Origin of the sequence: Pseudocnuella soli (genome assembly GCF_004347775.1) — a bacterium.
Taxonomy (GTDB): domain Bacteria; phylum Bacteroidota; class Bacteroidia; order Chitinophagales; family Chitinophagaceae; genus Flavisolibacter; species Flavisolibacter aquaticus.
Genome location: NZ_CP037755.1, coordinates 1,591,744 through 1,614,382 on the forward strand (window position 1 = coordinate 1,591,744; position 22,639 = coordinate 1,614,382).

Sequence of the window (22,639 nt, forward strand, 5' to 3'; positions counted from 1 at the left end):
TGAACCAGTGAACTCCCGCTGTTGCGGGTGGGAACGGCGCAAAAGTAGCTATTTTTACACCCAACAAAATGGTTAAACTATGCAGGAAGGTAAAAGGCAAAAGCAGGTGGGAAGCCTGTTGCAGGAAGAGTTGAGCGGCATTTTCCAGCGGCTGGGCATCAATATCATCGACGGCGCAATGGTTTCCATTTCGTCGGTTAAAATAACCCCCGACCTGCTGGAGGCACGGGCTTACCTGAGCATTTTCAATGCGGCCGACCCCAAGGCGCTGCTGAAAAAAATAGAGGAACGCAAGTGGGAAGTAAAAAAAGAACTGGCCGCCCAGGTAAAGCAACAGCTGCGGCGCATACCCGAACTAAAATTTTTCCTCGACGATACCCTCGATCATGTGTTCCGGATGGAAGAAGTGTTCAAACAAATTAAAACCGACGAACAACCGGAAGGAGAGAAAGAATAACGAACAAGGAACAAGGAACAGATGAATGAAGAAGGGGAATGATGAATTATTGGGGTCGTTTCAAATTCATAGCTCATAATTCATCATTTATAATTCCCAAACCATTGGCTGTTCCAATTCAACATTCAACATACCTTGTTCCTTGTTCGATATTCTTAAAAGACTTCATCTGTTCCTTGTTCGTCTGTTCATCTGTTCGATATGCTTCCTCCTGTCCTAAATTTTTAACACCTTTTCATTGAACTTCCTCTTCGCCTGGCGCTATTTCAAGGCTAAAAAATCCACCAATGCCATCAATGTTATTTCGTGGATTTCCATTGTGGCCATCACCATTGGCACGGCGGCGCTGATATTGGTGCTGAGCGTGTTCAATGGGTTCGAGGGGTTGGTGAAGTCGTTATATTCTTCATTTTACCCCGATATCCGCATTGGCCCGGCCACGGGAAAAGTGCTGACGCTTACACCCGAGCAGGTGCAACGGCTGCGGGCGGTACCCGGCGTGCTGCACCTATCATTGGTGGCCGAAGAAAAAGCGCTGTTGCAAAACGGTGACTACCAATCGATGATTTACCTCAAAGGGGTAGATAAGGAATATACCCAGGTAACCGGCATTGCCGGGCATGTAATAAAAGGGTCTTTTCAAACAGGCACTGCCGAAGATCCATTGCTGGTACTGGGGGGTGTGGTGGAAAATGCTGTGGGCGTGCAAAGCGACCGCAACCTGGCACCGCTGGTGGTGTACCTGCCGCGCAAAACCGAGATCAACGTATCCAACCCGCTCGATGCGGTTTCTTCTGATACGATCAATACGGCCGGCGCTTTTTTGATCCAACAGGAATTTGATTCCAAATATGCACTCACCAATCTGGATTTTATCAAGACCATGATGCAGTTGGGGCCGGAGCAGTATGGCGCTGTGGAAATAAGCTTGGTGCCCGGCGCGGATGAGCAAAAGGTGCAAAGGGCGGTACAGGCGCAAGTGGGAGGGGCCTACCGGGTACAAACCCGCTACCAGCAAAACCAAAGTCTGTACTCGGTGATGCGGGTGGAGAAATGGGCCATTTACGCCATCCTTTCATTGATATTGGTGGTGGCCGCTTTTAATATGATTGGCGCCCTTACTATGCTGGTACTCGAAAAAAAGCAGGACATTAACGTGCTCCACGCTCTGGGTGCCAGCCAGCGCCTTATTCGACGCATTTTTTTAACCGAAGGACTGCTGTTGGGCATTATTGGCGGAGGCACCGGCATGCTGCTGGCGCTTTTGCTGGCCCTGATGCAGGTAAACCTAAAGCTGATTCCCTTAGAGGGCAGTAGTTTCCTGATCGATTATTTCCCGGTGCAATTGTCCATTTATGATTTTTTGCTGGTAGGTGCCACGGTTTTACTGATTGCTTTGTTGGCGTCGTGGGTGCCTGCAGCCCGGGCCGCCCGGCAACAGGTGGTGCTGCGTGAAGAGTAATGAATTTTTTTCAGGACTTTTCTACCCCATTTTCGGTTGGGTATCCCATTTATGCTCAGCAAATAGCGGCTCAATAATTTTTGTGGTGAAAAATAAATTACGAGTAAATGTGCGCTGGCACAAGTGTTTTCGACTATCCTGCAAATAAAGCCCGACCTTGCGCCCTGTATGGCATAATATTTATGCTGTTGCACCTGCTTTTTGGTGGAGCCAAATTCCGGATCAAATGGTAAGCGATTATAATTTTTAATCGCAGATTTCCAAGCCATTTTTCCCTTTTCCGGGTAAGATTTCAAAAAAAAGTAATGTCATTCTAAAAAGGGTTGCACCTTTGCGTTTATTTTTGCATCAAAGCCTGCGCTATGTTGAACTTGCTTTTGACCGGATCAATTGCTTTTATTATCACGTTCTTTGCCATCCCGGCAATCATCAAAATTGCAGAAGCAAAAAGGCTTTTCGACATTCCTGATGCCCGGAAAATTCATAAAAAGCCCATCGCCTCGTTGGGCGGTGTGGGCATTTTTACCGGCTTTTTCCTAGCCGATCTCTTGTTTATCTCCAGCCACCAATACCCCGAGTTTCAATATTTCTTTGCTGCAGCCATCGTCATCTTTTTCCTTGGGTTAAAAGATGATATACTGATCATTACGGCCACCAAAAAGTTTGTGGGCCAGATTTCAGCGGCGGCGATCATCATACACTTAGGCGGACTGCAAATCGACAGTATGCATGGGCTGTTTGGTGTGCACCAACTGCCGCAGTCATTTAGTTTGGCTCTTAGCTACCTTACTATTATCCTCATTATTAATGCCTACAACCTGATTGACGGTGTGGATGGCCTGGCCGGTATGCTGGGCCTGCTCACCATGTCGGTGTTTGGTATTTATTTTTATATCGCCGGAATGGAGGCGTATTCGCTGCTGGCATTTTCGCTGGGCGGCAGCCTGCTGGCGTTTTTGATCTTCAACCACCACCCCGCCAAAATTTTTATGGGCGATAGCGGCTCGTTGATGGTGGGTCTCTTTAATGCCATCCTAGTGTTGAAATTTATTTCGGTGGCCGAAACCCCTGCGGTTCCGGTGCCGGTTGAGTCGGTAGTGCCGGTTGGTATTTCCATACTCATGATTCCGCTGCTCGATACCATCCGGGTATTCAGCATCCGCATTTTCAGCGGCCGGTCGCCATTTTCGCCCGACCGTAACCATATTCACCACCTGTTGCTCGACAAAGGGCTGAGCCATAAGCATGTGGCGCTGGCCTGCCTGCTGTTGAACACATTCTTTATTTCCCTGGCTTATTTTGGCCGCGGCCTTGGCCCAACGGTGCTTACCTGCACGCTGATAACGGTAGCATTCGGGTTCCTAGGTGTGCTTATTTATTACAAAAAGCCGTTTATTAGCCGCACTGTGCCGCTGCCTGCTCATCGTTCCAGCATAGCTACGTCTGCTCATGCTACGCCTGTTGCTTCAAAAGTGGTTGCCATCAATTCGGAAAAGGCCAGCGCTGTGTCGGTAGCCGAATAAGTGGATCAATATATTTTAAAAAAGCTGTTGCTGTCGGCAACGGCTTTTTTATTGCACAATGCCGTTGTAGTTGAAAAGGGGAGGTTTAGGGGTGGTATTTGTGCCTTGTTCATTAGATTTGTGGCCATATAAAAAACGCAAGTATGTCAGAAGAAGTGTCGTTAACCCTTGAGATGGCAGAAGATTCGATGCAAAAAGCCATCAATCACCTGGAAGTGGAACTGGCTAAGATCCGTGCCGGTAAAGCCAACCCGCAGATGCTTGATGGAATCATGGTAGATTATTATGGTTCGGCCACGCCGCTGGCACAAGTGGGCAATATCAGTGTGATGGATGCCCGTACGCTGACCATTCAGCCTTGGGAACGCAATATGTTGCAGCCCATCGAACGGGCCATCATCAATTCCAATATTGGTATCAACCCCCAGAACGATGGTAACTATATCCGCCTGTTTTTGCCACCGCTTACCGAAGAGCGCCGCCGCGAACTGGTAAAGCGTTGCCAGGGCGAAGGCGAACACTCCAAAGTGTCGATCCGCAATGTGCGCCGCGATGCCATTGAAAGCATTAAAAAGATGCAGAAAAACGGCCTGAGCGAAGACGCTGCCAAAGACGCCGAAGCCGACGTGCAGGAAGTAACCAATAAATACATTGCTCTGGTGGATAAACACCTGGAGAAGAAAGAAAAAGAAATTATGGCGGTATAGAGAAGTCGGAAGACGGAAGACGGAAGTTCGAAGACAGACAGGAAAGACAGTAAAGACTGAAGAGAAATTTTCCTGATAGAATATTGTCCTACAGGTATAGAGCCAAGTGCACCATACCTGTAGGACTTTTCTTTTTAGCCCGCTGCCCTTTCTTCCGACTTCGGACTTCGGACTTCCGACTTTTCCACCTTTTCCCCCTTCTTCCTATTCGCCACCCACACACCGGTAAGGATCAGGGCCAGGCAGGCTACCTGCATGCCCGAAACAGGTTCGTTATCCAGCACGCCCCAGCCAAGAGCCACTACCGGGATGCCATAGGTAACCAGCGAAGCAAACAAGGCACCAGCCCTTTTGATCAGGGCATAAAATAGCACCGTAGCTACTGCACTGCCCATAATGCCCAGCAACGCAACAGCACCAATGGACTGGCGGCCGATGCCGCTTTGCCACAGCGGTGCAAACGCATTTTGCTGCAGCGCTACAATGGCCGCAGGGATGGCCATGCCCGCCAGGGAAACGGTAGCCATGCGCAATGGATTCAGGTCTTTAAGGTAACGGGCAGCCAGGTGCACATTGATGGCGTACATCAGCGTGGCCAGCAGTATCAGGGAAGCATAACCGCCATTTTGCAGCGAAATGCCGCCTTTGGCAAGCGTAAGCAGCAGCAGGCCGGCAAACCCAATGGTCACGCCAATGAGTTTTTGCTGTTGCAGCCCTGTTTTGAAAAATAGCGCACCGAGTATTACGGTCAGCAGCGGCGTCAGTGAATTGAGGATGCCGGCCAGCGCCGAATCAATTTTATTATCAATCGCAATGGCAAATAAAAATGCTGGTAACAGGTTGCCCAGCAAACCCGATAGCAACACCAGCGGAATTTTGCGGCGCTGCATTTTACCAATATGCGCAATGGCAAAGGGAAAAAAGACCAAGCCGGCGAAGAAAATGCGCAGGGCGCCAATCTGAATGCCGTTCAGGCCCTGCCGGCTCCATTTCATTAAAATAAAAGAGCTGCCCCAGATCAGTGATAACAGTATAAACAGCACCCAGTTGACCAGCCTTTGGTTGTGCATCATTGTGGTGCAAAATTGCAAGCATTTTAGCACACGCCTTTGTCATTTTTGCAATAAGGGCCTTTGCCTTAGCGTGGCACATTTTTGCAATACCGGCTTGGACCGATTATTTTAATCTCAGCTTTAAACCCATTGCTATGTACCAACTTTCCGAAATATCGACCCGGGCACCCAAGGATCTGGAAAAAGACGAAGTAAAAGAAGCCACCGCAAAATTGCTCGACGAACTGGATGAACTGCAAAACCTGTTGTATGCCGAGGCCAAACATTCCATTTTGGTGGTGCTGCAAGCCCCAGATGCAGGCGGCAAGGACGGCGCCATCCGCAAAGTATTTGGGCGCATCAACCCGCAGGGTGTGCGGGTGCAATCGTTTAAAAAGCCCACCGAAGAAGAGCTGGCGCATGATTTTTTATGGCGCATTCACCAGCATGCACCGCAGCGCGGCATGATCCAGGTGTTCAACCGGTCGCATTATGAGGATGTGCTAATTACCCGGGTGCATGGCCTTATTGACGATGCAACGGCGCATCGGCGCTTTAAAACCATCAATCATTTTGAACAAATGTTACGGGAGGAAAACAACACGCAGATCCTGAAATTTTACTTGCACATTTCGCCGGAAGAACAGCGCGAACGCCTGGAAGAACGCATGCACATTCCGCGCAAAATGTGGAAATACAACGATGCTGATTTTAAGGAAGCCGAACGCTGGGATGATTACCGCAAGGCCTACGAAGACATTTTTGAGCATTGCAATAAAATACCCTGGACCATTGTACCCTCGGACCAAAACTGGTATAAAGAACACCTGATTGCCGCCAAACTGCACGAAACGCTTACCGGTCTGAAGATGGAATATCCCCTGCTGCCCACACATCGCCTTTGAAAATAAAGTTGCATCCCGTATCTTTTGTGCATTAAATAGATTTCATATGGGAATGATCAAAGAATTCAGGGAGTTTATTGCCAAAGGCAACGTTATTGACCTGGCGGTTGCCGTTATTTTGGGTGCTGCTTTTGGGTCCATTGTTTCTTCGCTGGTTGAAGACGTGGTAACGCCATTGGTGCTGGCACCAGCGCTGGAGGCCGCACGGGTTAAGGACCTTGAGGCGCTTACCTGGGGCGCTGTCAAGTATGGTAAATTTCTGGCTGCAGTGCTCAACTTTCTGATCATTGCCTTTGTGTTGTTCATGATCATTCGCGCCATTAACAGGCTGCACCGCAAAAAGGCCGCAGAAGTGGCCGCCCCGCCTGTGCCCGAGCTTACGCTTTCTGAAAAACTCCTCACCGAAATCCGCGACAATTTGAAGAGTACGAAGGTGTAGCGGAGACGGGAAAGTCGGGAAAGACGGAAAAGACAGGAAGGAAGGAATACCATCTCTGTATTTTGTAAATAGTTTAAGTCCTTCGGGTATGCGGCGCTGTTGTCCATTACTTGAAGGACTTTTTTGTGTGTAAATAAAACGCGGCGCTCAACACTACTTTCTTTCCCGTCTCTACTGTCTTTCCCGTCATTCCGGTCTTTCCTAACTAAATTTGCCCTGTGAGCAACACCACCTACCAGATATCACTGCCCCAGTTTGAAGGCCCGTTCGACCTGCTGTTGTTTTTTATTGAGCGGGATGAACTGGATATTTACAACATACCCATCACCCGCATCATCAACGATTTTCTGACCTACATCCACCAGCAGGAGGTATTGAACATCGAGCTTTCCAGCGAGTTCATCCTGTTTATTTCCACCCTCATGCGCATCAAAGCAAAAATGCTGCTGCCCCGCAAGGAGCTCGATGCGCAGGGCAACGAAATTGACCCGCGGCAGGAGCTGGTGGATAAAATTCTGGAGTATAAAAAGTACAAGGAAGCCGCTGCCGAAATGGCCCTGATGGAAGCAGAGCGCATGTTGCTGGTAAAAAGGGGCAACATTCACAAAGAGTTGTCGCAGGTAGGCGAGGAAGCCGGCGAAGGCACCGAGATTCAGGCCATCACTATGTTTAAGTTAATGAAGGCCTTTGAGCGGGCCATGCTGCGCTATCACGAACGGTTCAACAAGCCGGTGCACACCGTGGTGCAGTATAACTACAGCATGGAAACCACTAAGTCCACCATGATCTCCATTGCGCAGCGTGACCGTACCCTTTCGTTTGAAAAAATATTTGACGGCGTCGAAAACAGGGTACACGCCATTTTTACTTTTTTATCAATGCTGGAGCTGGTGCAGCAAAAATTTCTGCGCCTGATGGTAGGCGAGGGGCGCAACAATTTTATTTTAGAATACAACGAAACCGAAGAAGGCCAGACCGATGAGGAACGCATGCACCTATTGTAGGCGGCGTGAGTTGTGAATGGGCAATAGCGAATATTCAAAAAAACCGGATAACAGAAAAGCCGCTCCAAAGAGCGGCTTTTCTGTTATATCATAGTTCGCGGGACTTTTAAAAAGCCGGTTCGGCAATAGTTGCTTTTTCTTTTGCCATTTCTCGAACAGCATCTGCAATGGATTGTGCGTCGTAACCGCATTCGCGATGCAGTTCTTTCAGCGTGCCGTGCTCTACAATCCTGTCCGGAATGCCCAGTATCCGCACATCGGCCTTATACCCATGCTGCTGCATAAACTCCAGCACCGCGGTGCCAAAGCCGCCCATAACTGTTCCATCTTCTACGGTGATGATGCGTTGATATTTCAACAGGGCTTCGTGCATCAGCGCTTCGTCGAGGGGTTTTGCAAATCGCATGTCGTAATGCGCCGGTGTAATGCCATCAACCCGCAGGTCGCGGATGGCGGCTGCGGCAAAATTGCCGGGGTGTCCAAACGAAAGAATGGCAATGTCCTTACCGTCGCGGAGTTTGCGGCCTGTGCCGATCTTGATTTCCTCGAACGGTTTACGCCAGTCGGCCATCACGCCTTCGCCGCGTGGATAGCGGATCACAAATGGCATTTTGGTGCTTTCCAGTTGGGCCGTGTACATTAGGTTGCGCAACTCCTGCTCGTTCATCGGCGCCGAAATGATCATATTCGGGATGCAACGGAAATAGGGAATATCGTAAGCGCCGTGGTGTGTAGGTCCGTCTTCGCCCACCAGTCCGGCCCGGTCGAGGCAGAACACTACCGGCAGTTTTTGGATGGCCACATCATGCACGGCCTGGTCAAAAGCCCGCTGCATGAACGACGAATAAATATTGCAAAATACCCGCAGGCCTTGTGTGGCCATGCCAGCACTAACGGTAACGGCGTGCTGTTCGCAAATGCCCACGTCGATGGCGCGGTCGGGCATTTTATCCATCATAAACTTGAGCGAACAGCCACTGGGCATGGCCGGCGTAACGCCGAAAATAGCTTTGTTCTGTTCAGCCAGTTCTATCATGGTATGGCCAAATACATCCTGGTATTTGGGCGGCTGCGGCAGGTCGAAGGTTTTTTTGTAGATCTCGCCGGTGATTTTATCAAAAAGGCCTGGCGCATGCCACTTGGTCTGGTCTTTTTCGGCAAGGGCGTAGCCTTTACCTTTTACCGTTACAATGTGCAGGATCTTGGGGCCGGGAATATTGCGCAAGTCCTGCAGGGTATCTACCAGTTTGGTAATGTTGTGCCCGTCGATGGGACCAAAATAGCGCAGGTTCAGCGCTTCAAACAGGTTGCTGCTTTTCGATACCATGCCTTTTACGCTGTGCTCCAGCTTAGAGGCCATATCGCGGGTAAAACGCTTGCCCACAGGCAGTTTGCCCAGCATTTTCCAAACATCGTCGCGCAGCTTGTTGTACGTCTGCGAGGTGGCAATGTCGGTAAGATATTCTTTGAGCGCCCCCACATTGGGGTCGATGCTCATGCAGTTGTCGTTGAGGATAATGAGCACATCGGCATCGGCCACGCCGGCGTGGTTCATGGCTTCAAACGCCATACCGGCCGTCATGGAGCCATCGCCAATCACGGCCACCGATTTGCGGTCGGCCTCGCCTTTGTATTTTGAAGCAATGGCCATACCCAGTGCCGCTGAAATGGACGTGGACGAATGGCCTACGCCAAAAGTATCGTACTCGCTTTCGCTGCGTTTGGGAAAACCGGAAAGGCCGCCATATTTGCGGTTGGTGCTGAAATTGTCGCGGCGGCCGGTGAGTATTTTGTGGCCGTAAGCCTGGTGGCCTACATCCCATACCAACTGGTCGTACGGTGTATTGTACACATAATGGAGGGCTACCGAAAGCTCCACCACGCCCAGGGAGGCCGCAAAATGGCCACCATGCACGCTTACCACATCAATAATGTACTGGCGTAATTCATCACACACCTGGAAAAGTTTCTCCTTGGGCACTTTTTTCAGGTCTTCAGGGCTGTCAATAGTACGAAGCAGGTTTCCGGATTCAATTTGCATGTGCACAATTTGATGGTGTAAAAGTAGCAGTTTCCGATTTATAGGCGATGTGCTTGTTTGGGCACACAGGTGTTTGGCTGACCAATCTATTCAATGCAGTATTTACAAAGCCTAACTGAAGGCGTCACAAATCCGGTCCGTACGCAGCTATGGCAATGCATCAATAATTATTCCCTGCCCGTTAGCAAAACAACCCGTAGCCTCGCTTGGTTGAAATTTGACCCAATGATAGGGGAATAACTTTTAATCGGCCGGGTAAATGGGAGGTATGCCGTCAAAATACATTTGAACGGCAGCCCTTTTTCCATTTGGATAAGCTACGCCCCACTGGTACCTTTAAGGCGGTGCTTTGCGCCAACTAACGTTTAGATTTGACTTATGAACCGTTCCGTGAAGCGCTATTGGGCTTTCCAAATTATTGGTTGGGGCACCTTTGCCCTCATCAATATTTTCTTCGCTTTTTTGTTCAACATGTTTAGCGAACGGTTTTTGTACCGCCTGATCTTTTACATCGAGATCGGAATCATCTTCACCCACCTGATGCGGGAAGCCATCCACAAAATGGGGCTGGTAATGAAAAGCCTGCAGCAGCAGATCTTTATATTCATCATCCTGGCCGTGGTGTTCGACCTGTTCCTCGTGGCCGTGCAAACACCGTTCGAGCTTATTTGCGGCCTGCTCTCGAAAGAAAAAATGCAGGAACCTTTACACTGGCGGTTCCTGACCAATTTCACCTCTTCCATGCCGCTGCTCTTTATCTGGAACCTTATTTACTTTATGTACCACTACGTGGAAAAAAGCCGCAAGCAGCAGATGGATACCATTAAGCTGGAGGCGCTGGTAAAAGAGCTGGAGCTGAAAACCATCAAGGCACATATCAACCCACATTTTATATTCAATGCCCTCAACTCCATCAGGGCGCTGATTGATGAAAACCCCAGCCGGGCCCGCAAAGCGGTGACCGAACTGAGCAACATCCTGCGCAGCTCGCTGCAGGCAGAAAAAGGCGAAACCGTAAGTTTCCAGGAAGAATTAAAGATTGTAAAAGATTATCTTGCTTTGGAACACATGCGTTTTGAAGACCGCCTGCAGGTAGACTACGAAGTGGACGACGCAACGTTAACGCAGCCGGTACCGCCCATGATGCTCCAAACGCTGGTGGAAAATGCCATCAAACACGGCATCAGCAAGCAAATGCAGGGCGGCATGGTAAAAATTCATTCGGGCAATCGCGGGTCCTACCACGAACTGGTGATCCAGAACACCGGCCACCTCAATGGCGGCGCCACCAGCGGCGGCTTTGGCCTCAGCAGCACGCAGGACCGCCTGAGCTTGCTGTACGGCGACCGGGCCCGGTTCGAGATCAAACAGGCATCGCCCACCCTGGTGGAAGCAAAAGTGCTTATTCCCTTATCAAACCAATAACCGCACATGAGTATCAAAGCTATCATTATCGACGACGAGCGGCTGGCCCGCACCGAACTGCGCAAACTGCTGCAGGAATTTCCGGAAGTGGAGGTGGTGGACGAAGCCGCCAACGCACAGGAAGGCCTGGCCCGCATCGAATCGCACAATCCCGATCTTATTTTTCTGGATATACAAATGCCGGGCAAAACCGGATTCGACCTGCTGTCGGAACTGGACCGTGCCCCGCAGGTAATTTTTACCACCGCCTACGACGAATATGCCCTGAAAGCTTTTGAGGTAAATGCACTGGACTACCTGCTGAAGCCCATTGAGCCCAAGCGCCTGGCCGACGCACTGAACAAACTGACCGCCGGCGAAAACGGCAACGGCTCCGCTACCAACGGCACGGTCGATAACATTGCCGAAAACCGCAGCCTGCTGACCGAGCACGACCAAGTGTTTGTAAAAGATGGCGAACGCTGCTGGTTTGTAAAGCTGGCCGACATCCGCCTGTTTGAAAGCGTGGGCAACTACGCCAAGGTATTTTTTGGCAACAATAAGCCACTGATCCTGAAATCGCTGAATGCGCTGGAAGAGCGGCTGGATGAAAAAGTGTTTTTCCGCGCCAACCGCAAGCATATTGTCAACCTGCGCATGATTGAAAAGATTGAGCCCTACTTCAACGGCGGCCTGCTGCTGGAACTGAAAGGCGGCGAAAAGGTGGAAGTGAGCCGTAGGCAAACGGTGAAGTTTAAGGAAATGATGTCGTTGTAGGGAAGTCCGAGGTCGGAAGTCGGAAAAGTCCGGAAAGACGGAAAAGACAAGGATGAATTTAGTGAGGCGCTTTTTGCTTTTTTAATTTTGCCTTTTGACTTTCCTTTAGGCTACTCCGTACCTATTGGGTTAATAATCATTAATATATTGCATGCGGCCAGCCAACAGTTGGCCGCTTTTTTTACCACACATGAAAAGAATATTTGTTCCCCTGCTGGTGGCCTGCGCCACCACCGCCTGTGCCCAAAACACCAAGCCAAGTAACGCCGACATTGCCGAAGTGCGCCGCATCGAAACCGTGCTGTCGCACGACAGTATGCAGGGCCGCCGTGCCGGCACACCGGGCAGCGACAAGGCCGCTGCCTTTATTGCCGCCGAATTTAAAAAGGCGGGTTTGCAGCCCCTGCCCAATGGTGGCTACCTGCAGAGCTTTAAAGTATTGCGGCCCAAACAAACAGCGCTGACAGCAACCCTCAATGGGGCTGCGCTGGAGGCCAAAAATGTACTGGTCATTACCACCCAACCCGACCTGAAAGTAAGCAACACATCGGGCTACAACACCGTAACCATTGCGGCCGGCGAAAGCATAGCCGAAAAAGCAACAGCCGCCGCGCAGGCGGCTCAAAATACCGTGGTATTTGTCGATACTTCGTTCGCCAACATATTTCCCCGCCTGTCCGCATTCAAGCGCCAGTTGTTTGCCGGCGGGTCCAATGTCGTATTCATTATGACCGCGGTGCAACCACAATCTTACGAGGTGTCGGTGCAGCATACTTTCGATGAAACGGCGATGGCCAACGTAGTCGGTATTTTGCCCGGCAAAAGCAAAGCTTCGGAGCAGGTAATTTTTTCGGGCCATTACGACCACCTGGGTATTGGCAAGCCGGTGAATGGCGACTCGATTTACAACGGCGCTAACGATGATGCCGCGGGCATTACCGCGGTGATCATGCTGGCCAATCATTTTAAAAAGCAGGGCGGTAACCAGCGTACGCTGGTGTTTGCAGCATTTACCGCTGAGGAAGTGGGCGGTTTTGGCGCACAATATTTTTCCAAACAATTCGACCCGGCTAAAGTTGCGGCCATGTTCAACATTGAAATGATCGGCACCGAAAGCAAATGGGGCAAAGCCTCGGCGTACATCACGGGTTTTGAAAAAACCGACATGGGCGCCATTTTGCAAAAAAACCTGCAAGGCACCGGGTTTACGTTTCACCCCGATCCGTACCCCGACCAGCAGCTTTTTTACCGCTCCGATAATGCCACACTGGCCCGCCTGGGTGTGCCGGCGCATACCATTTCCACATCAAAAATGGACAGCGAAAAACATTACCACACCGTTGATGACGAAATTGAAACCCTGGACCTCGAAAACATGGCTGCCATTATCCGCGCCATTGCCCAAAGCAGCCGCAGCATTGTGGAGGGAAAAGACACACCGTCGAGGGTAGATACAAAGTCGCTGAGATAAAGAGCAAATAATGTTGCGGCTTTTTTCCCTTTTGTTGATGATTTGCCTGCATGCTAACGTGCAGGCCCAGCCCGATACCAGCGGCGTTGATCTGGGGCAACTCGAACATGCGCTGGAGGTGCTGGCATCAGACTCGCTAAAAGGGCGGGGCAACTACACGGCGGAATTGAAAAAAGCCGCAACGTTTATTGTAAATAGCTTCAAGGCTGCAGGGCTGGTGTCTTATTTTGATGACAGCGACATGCTGCAGTTTTTTAAAGACGGTGCTTTTTCGGGTGGGCAGGTGCAGGCATTGAACCTCGAAAATTATGATCCCGAACGCTGGCTGGCCAACGTGGTAGCCATGTTGCCCGGCACCGACAAGCCCGAGGAGTTTATTATTTTTTCGGCACACTACGACCATTTGGTTGCCGAACGCCGCGGCCGCGATCCGATTTACAACGGCGCCAACGACAATGCATCGGGCACAGCGACCATGCTGGCACTGGCCCGTTATTTTGCCCAAAAAAAGAGCAACAGCCGCACCATTATTTTTTGTGCATTCGCCGGCGAAGAACTCGGTTTGCTGGGCTCCAAATATTTTGTACAAACCGTCGAAGCTAAAAAAGTAGTAGCTGTTATCAACCTCGAAATGCTGGGGCGCACTGCCGCTGCCGGCAAAAACAGTTTCTTCATCACCGGTTCCAAGTATTCCAGCCTTGCAGAAATTGTACGGGCCAATTTAAATGGATCGTCAGTAAAATTGGCCAGGGAACAATACAGCAGCGGCGGCGATCTATTTCTCCGCTCCGATAATTATCCTTTTGCCCAACTGGGCATTCCCGCACATACTTTTATGAGCAGCGATGACACCGAAGGCTGTTATCATCGCCCCTGCGATGAAGTACGCACCATCAACAAGGAACACTTGCTAAATGTAACCAACGGCATTATACAGGCCACCCGTACTTTGGTGGACGGCACCGAACGGCCAAAGATGTACTCCGTACCGCAGTGAAAGGATGTAAGCAAGCGGGGATGGTTATGCGAAAAGCATATTGGTGTAAATGGCCTTAATCTTACCGGGAAGTAAACTGTTGGATGGTTAAATAGGAAAGGACTGGGCAGGCAAAATAGATAGATTATTTCTTGGTAAGTTAAACTTACCACCGTCAGGAATATGTTTAGAAAGATGTTTGCCTGTTTCTGCTGCAGTAAGTGCTGTATTTGAAGATCAGGCAATCAGTATCGATGATTTAAACCTTTCTAATGCTTCATCTTCGCTTTCATTGCATGCTATGGACCGGGTGAAGTTGAAGTCAAAAACAAGTCCATTGCTTTCTGTTTTTATGGATTTAAGATCAGCCCGAACAGGTTTTTCTAGATTTATATGTTCGAACATATAGGTGCAATCAAATTCATAAAATGTACAGCCCGACATTGCGTAAGGCTCATATCTTTTTACAACCTTAAACTTCCTGAGAATTTGCCTGGTGCTATACTCTGAACTGCGTATTATTTGTTCCAAATTCTTTTCCTCAAAATCTTTCCTGGGTGTGGCTTTTACCGCGATAGTGGGAGAAAACCGTTTGTATAAAGAAGGGTCAGTTGGATCGTATTTGGTAAGAACACAAAATGGGTCGCCAAGCAATTCAAAAATCAATTCTTTGTCTTCATCCCATCCATTTGCCAAAATTTGTCCTGCTCTTGCATCAGCAAATTGGCCATTACTTACCAGTGCCCAGCCTTTAGGTTTCTGGAATAGAACGCCAATCCTGTTGTTCAGGTAAAAATCATCTCGATCTATATAAGCATGATCGCTTTCACTAATTTGCTCCTGCAGTAATTGTTCAGCAGTATCGATAAATGCTGCCCTGCCAAGCCCCATACTAAAAGTTTTTTGATCTGGCACAAACCTGGTGCACAGCAGCCGCCATCTCACCAATCAGCAGCGGGTCTTTTTCCAGCGAATTGCCCACCACTACTACATCGGCGCCGGCCTTGCAATTGAGGTAAGCTTTTTCTGCACTGCGGATGCCGCCGCCCACAATCAGGGGCACCGAAATTTGTTCGGCCACTGCTCTAATCATTTCTTCCGACACCGGCTTTTTGGCGCCGCTGCCTGCATCCAGATAAATCAGTTTCAGTCCCAGCATTTCGCCGGCCAGTGCGGTGCACAGCGCAATATCGCTTTTGTCGGCGGGGATGGGGGCTGCATTGCTGATATAGGAAACAGTTGTGGGCGCCCCGCCATCAATGACCATATAGCCGGTGGGCAACACCTCGAGGCCGCTGCGTTTAACGGCCGGTGCCGACAGCACATGCTGGCCAATGAGCAGTTCCGGGTTGCGCCCCGAAATAAGGGAAAGATAAAGCAGCGCATCGGCCGAAGGGCTGATCTGCGCAGGAGAGCCAGGAAACAGGATAACGGGAATGGAGCAACGATCTTTAACGCCCCGGATGCAGGCATCGAGTTGATCGGAAACCATCAGGCTGCCACCGATAAAAAAATAGTCAACAGCAGCATCCAACGACAGTTGTACAAGTTTGTCCAAATGTGCTGGTGCCGCTTTGTCGGGGTCAATGAGTACAGCCAGCGCCTTTCTGCCCCATGTTTTTTGTTCCAAAAGTTTCGGATAAACGGCCATCAGCTTCCCGTGAGTTGTTGTGCGGCAAAAATGCGAAAAGTTTTGGTAATGAACGCCGAAAGGCTGAAGCGGAGTGCCAAAGCATACAAATGGGGCCTGTTCTGTTCCTGTTTTTTGCGGAGCCACAGGGTTTCGCTTTTCCCATTCGGCTGTCTATTTTTTTAATGCATTTCGGTGCTGCGTAAATGAAAATTTGTGCAAACGTTTGTGCTGCCATTGCAAACGTTTGCGCAAGCAACACAACTTGAGCACGACTCAATAGCGGAAAAATAAATTTTATTATCGCATAGGATTTAACAAAGTCATAATCTCTTGCAACTATCCGAATGCTTATGTGTGGGATTAAAAGAGCGGTGAATTCAAGCATCCTGTTACTAACGATTGTTGCAGAACGATAAACCTGATGACGCCATTGAAATGTTTGGACTAATTGCCGCAATGCAGTTGTGTTTTTGCTAAATGAGAAAAGGATTTTTTCTAGAAGAATATGCTGAACAAAACGGCGATGATCTTGATGCGCCGCTGGGCCGGAGTGTGCCTTTGCAATTTGCTGTAACCATTTGATTTTTTGCGCGGGTAGCGCCTACCCCGAATGAGGCTTTTTGCCGCATGGGGCGGAGCTGTGTGCTGTTTGGTAGCCGACTAGTTGTATGCCGAAAAGCCAGCCTGGAATGTTTGCTTCTGTCACAACTAAATGATACAAAAACCTATCGTCTGATTTATTTAAACCCCTCGTAAGATCATGGTCGAAAACAAAGCTAGCTGGTTACAAAATTTTACAAAGCCAAAGCGGCGCCGGCAGGTAAGCTGGCGTACTACTGGCGTTTTACTCACCCTATTGTTGATACAAATTAGCAATGATGTACATGCAGCTCCTGCAGGCGTTCCGGGTGCTGCACGGTATGATGAACGAACTGCACGGCACCTGTTTGATATGCGCATAACCGGTACCGTTACCGACACTGCCGGCCAGCGGCTTGCCAATGCAACGGTAACCATCAAGGAAAACGGTGCCAAAACATCCACCAACGCCGAGGGCTTTTTTACCATACAGGCGCCGGATGTAGGCGGCACGTTGCAGGTTTCCTTTATCGGCTACCAAACCTTTGAAGTGTCAGTAACAAGTGCAGGTCATCAAAACATACGACTGGCGCAGCAGGTAAGTGCCAGCGATGAAGTAGTGGTGGTGGGTTTTGGTAAACAAAAAAGAGCCAGCGTTGTGGGCGCCATTCAAAGTGTAAAGCCCGAAGAACTGCGTATACCCACCAGCAACTTGTCCAACTCTTTTGCGGGTAAACTGGCGGGCGTTATTGCCGTGCAGCGTTCGGGGCAACCAGGTGCAGATGGTGCATCGTTTTTTATCCGCGGCATTTCAACATTTAGTGGCGCGACCAATCCATTGATCATTCTTGATGGTGTGGCCGTTTCGGCCGGCGACCTCAATGCACTGGCGCCGGAAGTGATCGAAAGCTTTTCCATTTTAAAAGATGCGACCGCTACGGCAATATATGGCTCGAGGGGTGCAAACGGTGTGATGATTGTAACAACCAAACGCGGTAAAAACCTGGACAAGCCGCGTATTAATATTCGTATTGAAAACTCCGTTGCTGCGCCTACTTCTGTTCCGAAGTTTGTAGATGGTGTTCGGTTCATGGAGTTGTACAACGAAGCGGTGATTGGCCGCAGCACCGGAGAGATTCCATATTCCGCAGACAAGATCGAAGGCACACGACAGGGGCTTGATCCATACCTGTACCCGAATGTAAATTGGTACGACGAACTGTTTAAGTCAACCGCAATGAACCAAAGCGCCAACGTAAACGTAATGGGCGGCGGGCAAAAGGTGGACTACTTTATGAGCGCCACATTTAACCACGACAATGGCATTCTCAAAAAGTCGAACCTGCATACCTACGACAATAATATTTCGGTGAAGCGCTACTCGTTTCAAAACAACCTGAATGCACAACTCAGCCCGTCGACCAAGTTTGCATTGCGGCTGAATACACAGATCCGCGATTATCATGGTCCGGCCAAAGATGCCAACGCCATTTTTGGCGATGTGATGAATGCCAATGGTGTTGATTTTCCGGTAATGTTTCCATCAGCGCCGGGCAGCAACGATATTCGGTATGGTGGCAAAAGCGGTGGCCGCGTAAACGATGGTTATATTAACCCATTTGCCGAAATGGTACGCGGTTATACCGATAATTTTCAAAGCACCATTGTGGCCACTGTTGACGGCGAACAGCAACTGAATTTTATCACACCCGGCCTTGCATTCAAAGCATTGGGTTCGTTTAAAAACTGGAGCAACACCAACACCAACCGCTCGAGGGGATACAACCAGTTTTTGGTAGACAACATCGTGAAAAACCCCGACGGAACTGTTTCTTACGACCTGACACGAGTGGGCACGGTGCAGAATGAAACATTAGGCACCAGCACTGCGCATAGCGGCGACCGCACCATTTATTTCCAAACATCGCTGGACTACAACCGAACATTTGCCGGCGTGCACAACGTGTCGGGCCTGTTGCTGTACAACCAGCAGGAGTATAATGTAAACAACCCCGATGGCTTAATTGCATCGCTGCCCAGGAGGTCGCAGGGGTTTGCAGGCAGGGTAACCTATGCCTTTGACAACCGCTATATGCTGGAGGCCAACTTTGGCTACAATGGTTCGGAAAATTTTGCCGAAGGAAAACGCTTCGGATTTTTCCCGTCCGTTGCGGGCGGCTATGTGGTGAGCAACGAAAAGTTTTGGGAGCCGCTTGAACGTCCCATTAAAACATTAAAGCTGCGCGGCTCCTGGGGTTTGGTGGGCAACGACCAGATCGGTGGGGCACGCTTTGTTTACCTCTCCGATATCAACCTAGGCGGGCAAGGCTACACCAGCGGCGTAAACCAGGATTATACCCGCAATGGCCCCAGCTACCTGCGTTTTGCCAACCCCAACATTACCTGGGAAGTGGCAGAAAAAATCAACGTGGGCATGGACCTTTCACTAGCCAATGGCATCAACTTGGTGGTGGATGTGTTTAAAGAAAACCGCAAGGGCATCTTCCTGCAGCGGCAGGTAATCCCCGAATCTTTTGGTACGCTGGGTACCACGGTTTATGGCAACCTGGGTGCGGTGCGCAACCAGGGCATTGATGTTTCCCTGGATTATACCAAGGCCGTTTCCCGCGATCTGCAGGTAACGCTGAAAGGTACATTTACCTATGCACACAACACTGTGGTGGAAAACGATGAACCGCCATTTACCAAATATAAAAACCTGTCGCTGGTTGGGCATCCCATCAACTCGCTGTTGGGCTACCAGGCCGAACGCCTGTTTATTGACGATGCCGAAGTGCTGAAAAGCCCGCTGCAACAACTGGGTGGATTTGTAACGGCCGGCGACATCAAATACCGCGACATTACCAACGGCATTGACGGTCTGAATATGGTGAACAGCGACGACCGGGTGTACATGGGCTATCCCACTATCCCGGAAATTGTTTATGGTTTCGGGCCTTCGTTCCGGTATAAAAAACTGGATCTTTCATTCTTTTTCCAGGGTGTAACCAACACTTCATTTTTTATCAACGGCTTTCATCCATTTGGCACCAGCGATCAGCGCAATGTGCTGCAGTTTATTGACGACAACCGCTGGAGCCCCGGCAATCCAAACATTTTTGCAAAATATCCGCGCCTGAGCAAACTCGATAACCCGAACAACACGGCAAACTCATCCTACTGGCTGCGTGATGGCTCGTTCCTCAAACTCCGGAATGCTGAAGTGGGCTACAACTACAAGTTTGCCCGCATTTATTTAAGCGGCTTCAATCTGCTCACATTCTCCAAGTTCAAGCTGTGGGATCCGGAGCAGGGTGGCGGCAATGGCCTTGGCTATCCCACACAGCGCATTGTAAACGTAGGTGTGCAACTGGGGCTGTAATATGATGTTGCAAACTGTACCAAATGAAAACGTAAACACAAAAGACAAACAAAAATGAACGTAAAAAATATAATCATGCTGTTGCTGTTGGTGGGCATTGCAGCATCGGGTTGTCAAAAGTACCTGGATATTGTACCAGACGAACGGCCTACCGAAAAAGACGCATTCAAAGACATTTATGCGGCTGAAAATTTCCTGTATTCCTGTTATGCGCCGCTGCCCAATCCCAGGGCGGGCACAGGTTCCATCGACCTGTTTACTACCGACGAAGTGGTAACGGCATTCGAGCATGAAACTTTTGCGCAATTTCCAAAAGGCACATTCACTGCATCCAACCCAGTGATCTCTTACTGGAGCACGCTGTACAAAGGCATCCGGCAGTGTTATATTTTAATACAAAATGTAGACAACACACCGGGGCTTGACCAGGCCCGCAAGGTGCAGTACAAAGCCGAGGCAAAATTCCTCGTTGGTTATTATCATTTTCTGCTGGCCCGCATGTATGGCCCCATCATCATCCAGGATGGTATTGCCGATGTGGAAATGGATGCAGGCCGTTATCCATCGCGGTCTACTTACGATGAGTGCATTTCGTTTATTGTAAACAAACTGGATGAAGCGGCTGCAGAATTACCCCTGATGCCCATTTCGCCCAACGAGTTTGGCCGTGCAACAGGCATTGCTGCAAAAGCAATCAAAGCCCGTGTGCTGCTGTATGCTGCATCGCCGTTGTTCAATGGCGGCGGTGGCGAGCAGGCAAGCTTTTACACCAACTTTACCTCCAAAGATGGCGCGAACCTGATACCGATAAACTACGATCGGGAGAAATGGAAAAAAGCCGCTGATGCCGCCAAAGAAGCCATCACGCTGGCTGAGAGCAATGGCTACCAGTTGTACCGTTACAATGCTTCGGTTGGTTCCGAATTACCTGCCAATCCAATTGAAAAAGACCTGCGGTTTACCATCATCGACCGCAATTCGCCGGAAGTGATTTTTGCTGATACACGCCGCGAAGGCCTGTACGATTTTCAAAACAAAAGCACGCCGTTTATTCAAGGCACATCGTGGAATGGCATAGCGCCAACGCTGTCTATGCTGGAACAGTTTTATACAAAAAACGGGTTGCCCATTGAAAAAGATCCGGAGTTTAACTACAACGGCCGATATGAAATTGCTGCAGGCGCCAACGGCAACACACTTGCGCTTAACCTTAACCGTGAGCCCCGGTTCAATGCATGGATTGGATACCACAATGGCATGTACGAAATTACCCGAGGTGCGCAAAAGCAGCTGCTGATGAAGTTCCGGAAAAACGACGCACATGGCATACAGGGCCGCAGCAACAACTATTCACCTACCGGTTACCTGAACAAAAAAGGCGTACACCCGTTGCTGGTGCAAGACCAATTAAGCGTTACGCAAAACTACCCCTGGCCCGTGGTGCGGCTGGCCGAGTTGTACCTCAATTATGCCGAAGCACTCATTGAGTACGGCGATGATCTTGCCACTGCCAAAACCTATATCGACCGGGTACGCACCAGGGCGGGCATCCCCACCATCGACGAAGCATGGGCACCTATTGGAGGTGCTGCTGATAAAGCCACGCTGCGCAGCATTGTACGCCAGGAGCGCACCATCGAGCTGTACCTCGAAAACCACCGCTTTTGGGACCTGCGCCGCTGGATGACTGCAGCGGAATATTTGAATGTAAAAGCAAAAGGCATGAACATACAGGGCGCCACCGATGAAGAGTTCTTCAGGGTTTCGGAAGTAGTGTATCCGCGCAGCTTTCGTTCGCCTGCATTTTACCTCATGCCCATTCCCATTGCGGAGATCAACAAAAATGAAAACCTCATTCAAAACCCCGGTTATTAATTGCCCAAGCATTGCTTTATGAATAAATACATTTTTCTGCTTTTTGCGGTGGTGTTTTTTGCCTGCAAAAAAGACGAAGCCGACCTGCCGCAGCCTTCCGATATTTCCAACATCCAGGCCGAGCCCCGGGTGGGCGGTGCGCTGGTAAAGTGGACCCTGCCGGCCGACAGTAATTTTTTGTACCTCGAACTGAGTTATGAAAAGAAAGGAGCAAGGGTGGTGCAAAAAGTAAGCAAGTATACCGACTCTGTTTTGGTGTCGGGGCTGCTGAACAAGCTCGAATACAATTTTGACGTGCAGCCGTTCAATGCTGATGGCAAAGAAGTGGTGGCCGGTACAAAGCTTACCTCGGGCATGGTACGCCCTGTGCGCCGCCCCATCGATACCAAGTATTACCCCGAGCAACTCACCAAACTGGCCGTTACCGATGCCATGATTGAAACCTACACGCAGGAAGTTTCGGAAGGGCCGAAGATGAACCTGGTAGACAACAACCCCAATACGTTTTGGCATTCGGCCTGGTCGAACGGAGTGGCGCCGCTGCCGCATTGGGTAAAAATCAGTTTTGCCGAACCCACGGCAATGGGCGCCATCCGGTATTTTTTCCGCAACAACGCTTCGCAAAACGGCCGCCCCACCCAATTTGCTTTGGAAACCAGCGACGATGGAATTGCCTGGAACCGCGTGTGGACATCGGCTGCGGGCCTATCGGTAGCCACGCCGGTGACGGAGGAAAAAAAGCTGCCTTTTGATAAAAACTACACCTCGCGTTATTTCAGGGTGATGGTGCTGGCCACGCAAGGCAACACCACTTATGTAACCCTAGGCGACATGAGTTTTTATACGATGAAAGAAGAACTTACCGACATGGAGCAACTGGCCGAGGCCAATTATTAAGTGTACGTTTCATTTGTAGCAAGCAATGGGTGCCGGTTAAAAATGCCGGCACCCT

General features: G+C 49.8%; 19 protein-coding genes. 14 read left to right on the forward strand and 5 right to left on the reverse strand.

Features of this window, described 5'->3' with window-relative positions:
- The first annotated feature begins 79 nt into the window (after nt 1-79).
- The 4 genes from rbfA to frr all read left to right on the forward strand — a co-directional run bounded on the left by rbfA (nt 80) and on the right by frr (nt 4,149).
- A complete protein-coding gene (gene rbfA, locus EPD17_RS06750; RefSeq protein WP_132052853.1) occupies nt 80-457 on the forward strand; it encodes a 30S ribosome-binding factor RbfA in 378 nt (125 codons plus the stop codon).
- Nucleotides 458-695: 238 nt separating this feature from the next.
- Nucleotides 696-1,919 (forward strand): FtsX-like permease family protein, encoded by a 1,224-nt coding sequence (locus tag EPD17_RS06755; RefSeq protein WP_132052855.1) that lies wholly within the window; start codon nt 696-698, stop codon nt 1,917-1,919.
- 362 nt (nt 1,920-2,281) lie between these two features.
- Nucleotides 2,282-3,442, forward strand: coding sequence for a glycosyltransferase family 4 protein (locus EPD17_RS06760; RefSeq protein ID WP_132052857.1), 1,161 nt, complete (start codon nt 2,282-2,284; stop codon nt 3,440-3,442).
- Nucleotides 3,443-3,585: 143 nt separating this feature from the next.
- On the forward strand, nt 3,586-4,149 hold the full coding sequence (frr, locus tag EPD17_RS06765) for a ribosome recycling factor (RefSeq protein WP_132052859.1): 564 nt from the start codon (nt 3,586-3,588) through the stop codon (nt 4,147-4,149).
- A 134-nt stretch (nt 4,150-4,283) separates the two neighbouring features.
- Here frr and EPD17_RS06770 read toward each other — a convergent pair whose 3' ends face one another.
- Nucleotides 4,284-5,222: a DMT family transporter gene (locus EPD17_RS06770; RefSeq protein ID WP_132052861.1), complete on the reverse strand. Its 939-nt coding sequence runs from the start codon at nt 5,220-5,222 to the stop codon at nt 4,284-4,286.
- Between the two features lie 134 nt (nt 5,223-5,356).
- On the opposite strand from EPD17_RS06770, the gene EPD17_RS06775 reads away from it, so the two are divergent.
- The 3 genes from EPD17_RS06775 (at nt 5,357) to EPD17_RS06785 (ending at nt 7,549) form a co-directional block, all read left to right on the forward strand.
- A complete protein-coding gene (locus EPD17_RS06775) occupies nt 5,357-6,106 on the forward strand; it encodes a PPK2 family polyphosphate kinase (RefSeq protein ID WP_165929548.1) in 750 nt (249 codons plus the stop codon).
- 46 nt (nt 6,107-6,152) lie between these two features.
- Entirely contained in the window at nt 6,153-6,545 is a 393-nt protein-coding gene (gene mscL / locus EPD17_RS06780; protein ID WP_132052863.1) for a large conductance mechanosensitive channel protein MscL, read from the forward strand.
- A 218-nt stretch (nt 6,546-6,763) separates the two neighbouring features.
- Nucleotides 6,764-7,549 (forward strand): segregation and condensation protein A, encoded by a 786-nt coding sequence (locus EPD17_RS06785; protein WP_132052865.1) that lies wholly within the window; start codon nt 6,764-6,766, stop codon nt 7,547-7,549.
- 106 nt (nt 7,550-7,655) lie between these two features.
- Here EPD17_RS06785 and dxs read toward each other — a convergent pair whose 3' ends face one another.
- Nucleotides 7,656-9,590 carry a 1-deoxy-D-xylulose-5-phosphate synthase gene (gene dxs, locus EPD17_RS06790; RefSeq protein WP_132052867.1) on the reverse strand — a complete coding sequence of 645 codons (1,935 nt, stop codon included), beginning with the start codon at nt 9,588-9,590 and terminating at the stop codon, nt 7,656-7,658.
- A gap of 378 nt (nt 9,591-9,968) precedes the next feature.
- On the opposite strand from dxs, the gene EPD17_RS06795 reads away from it, so the two are divergent.
- From EPD17_RS06795 to EPD17_RS06810, 4 genes are all read left to right on the forward strand, one after another.
- Nucleotides 9,969-11,015 carry a sensor histidine kinase gene (locus EPD17_RS06795; protein WP_114235835.1) on the forward strand — a complete coding sequence of 349 codons (1,047 nt, stop codon included), beginning with the start codon at nt 9,969-9,971 and terminating at the stop codon, nt 11,013-11,015.
- Nucleotides 11,016-11,021: 6 nt separating this feature from the next.
- Entirely contained in the window at nt 11,022-11,771 is a 750-nt protein-coding gene (locus EPD17_RS06800; protein WP_132052869.1) for a LytR/AlgR family response regulator transcription factor, read from the forward strand.
- A 190-nt stretch (nt 11,772-11,961) separates the two neighbouring features.
- On the forward strand, nt 11,962-13,242 hold the full coding sequence (locus EPD17_RS06805) for a M20/M25/M40 family metallo-hydrolase (protein WP_132052871.1): 1,281 nt from the start codon (nt 11,962-11,964) through the stop codon (nt 13,240-13,242).
- A gap of 10 nt (nt 13,243-13,252) precedes the next feature.
- Complete coding sequence (locus EPD17_RS06810) at nt 13,253-14,239, forward strand: M28 family metallopeptidase (RefSeq protein ID WP_132052873.1); 987 nt, start codon at nt 13,253-13,255, stop codon at nt 14,237-14,239.
- 216 nt (nt 14,240-14,455) lie between these two features.
- Here the strand turns inward: EPD17_RS06810 and EPD17_RS06815 are convergent, their stop codons facing one another.
- From EPD17_RS06815 to EPD17_RS19925, 3 genes are read right to left on the reverse strand one after another with little or no spacing between them, the layout of a single operon-like run.
- On the reverse strand, nt 14,456-15,109 hold the full coding sequence (locus EPD17_RS06815) for a hypothetical protein (protein WP_132052875.1): 654 nt from the start codon (nt 15,107-15,109) through the stop codon (nt 14,456-14,458).
- A 1-nt stretch (nt 15,110) separates the two neighbouring features.
- Nucleotides 15,111-15,848, reverse strand: coding sequence for a geranylgeranylglyceryl/heptaprenylglyceryl phosphate synthase (locus EPD17_RS06820; RefSeq protein ID WP_240040764.1), 738 nt, complete (start codon nt 15,846-15,848; stop codon nt 15,111-15,113).
- Entirely contained in the window at nt 15,802-16,236 is a 435-nt protein-coding gene (locus EPD17_RS19925) for a hypothetical protein (RefSeq protein WP_165929549.1), read from the reverse strand. The genes EPD17_RS06820 and EPD17_RS19925 overlap by 47 nt, the downstream gene beginning before the upstream one ends.
- Nucleotides 16,237-16,611: 375 nt before the next feature.
- Between EPD17_RS19925 and EPD17_RS06825 the strand changes: the two genes are divergently transcribed.
- The 3 genes from EPD17_RS06825 (at nt 16,612) to EPD17_RS06835 (ending at nt 22,584) form a co-directional block, all read left to right on the forward strand.
- Nucleotides 16,612-19,812 carry a SusC/RagA family TonB-linked outer membrane protein gene (locus EPD17_RS06825; protein ID WP_204743340.1) on the forward strand — a complete coding sequence of 1,067 codons (3,201 nt, stop codon included), beginning with the start codon at nt 16,612-16,614 and terminating at the stop codon, nt 19,810-19,812.
- A gap of 75 nt (nt 19,813-19,887) precedes the next feature.
- Nucleotides 19,888-21,687, forward strand: coding sequence for a RagB/SusD family nutrient uptake outer membrane protein (locus EPD17_RS06830; RefSeq protein ID WP_204743342.1), 1,800 nt, complete (start codon nt 19,888-19,890; stop codon nt 21,685-21,687).
- 18 nt (nt 21,688-21,705) lie between these two features.
- The gene (locus EPD17_RS06835) at nt 21,706-22,584 is read left to right on the forward strand and encodes a discoidin domain-containing protein (protein ID WP_132052881.1); all 879 of its coding nucleotides are present in this window, start codon (nt 21,706-21,708) and stop codon (nt 22,582-22,584) included.
- The last annotated feature ends 55 nt before the right edge of the window (nt 22,585-22,639 follow it).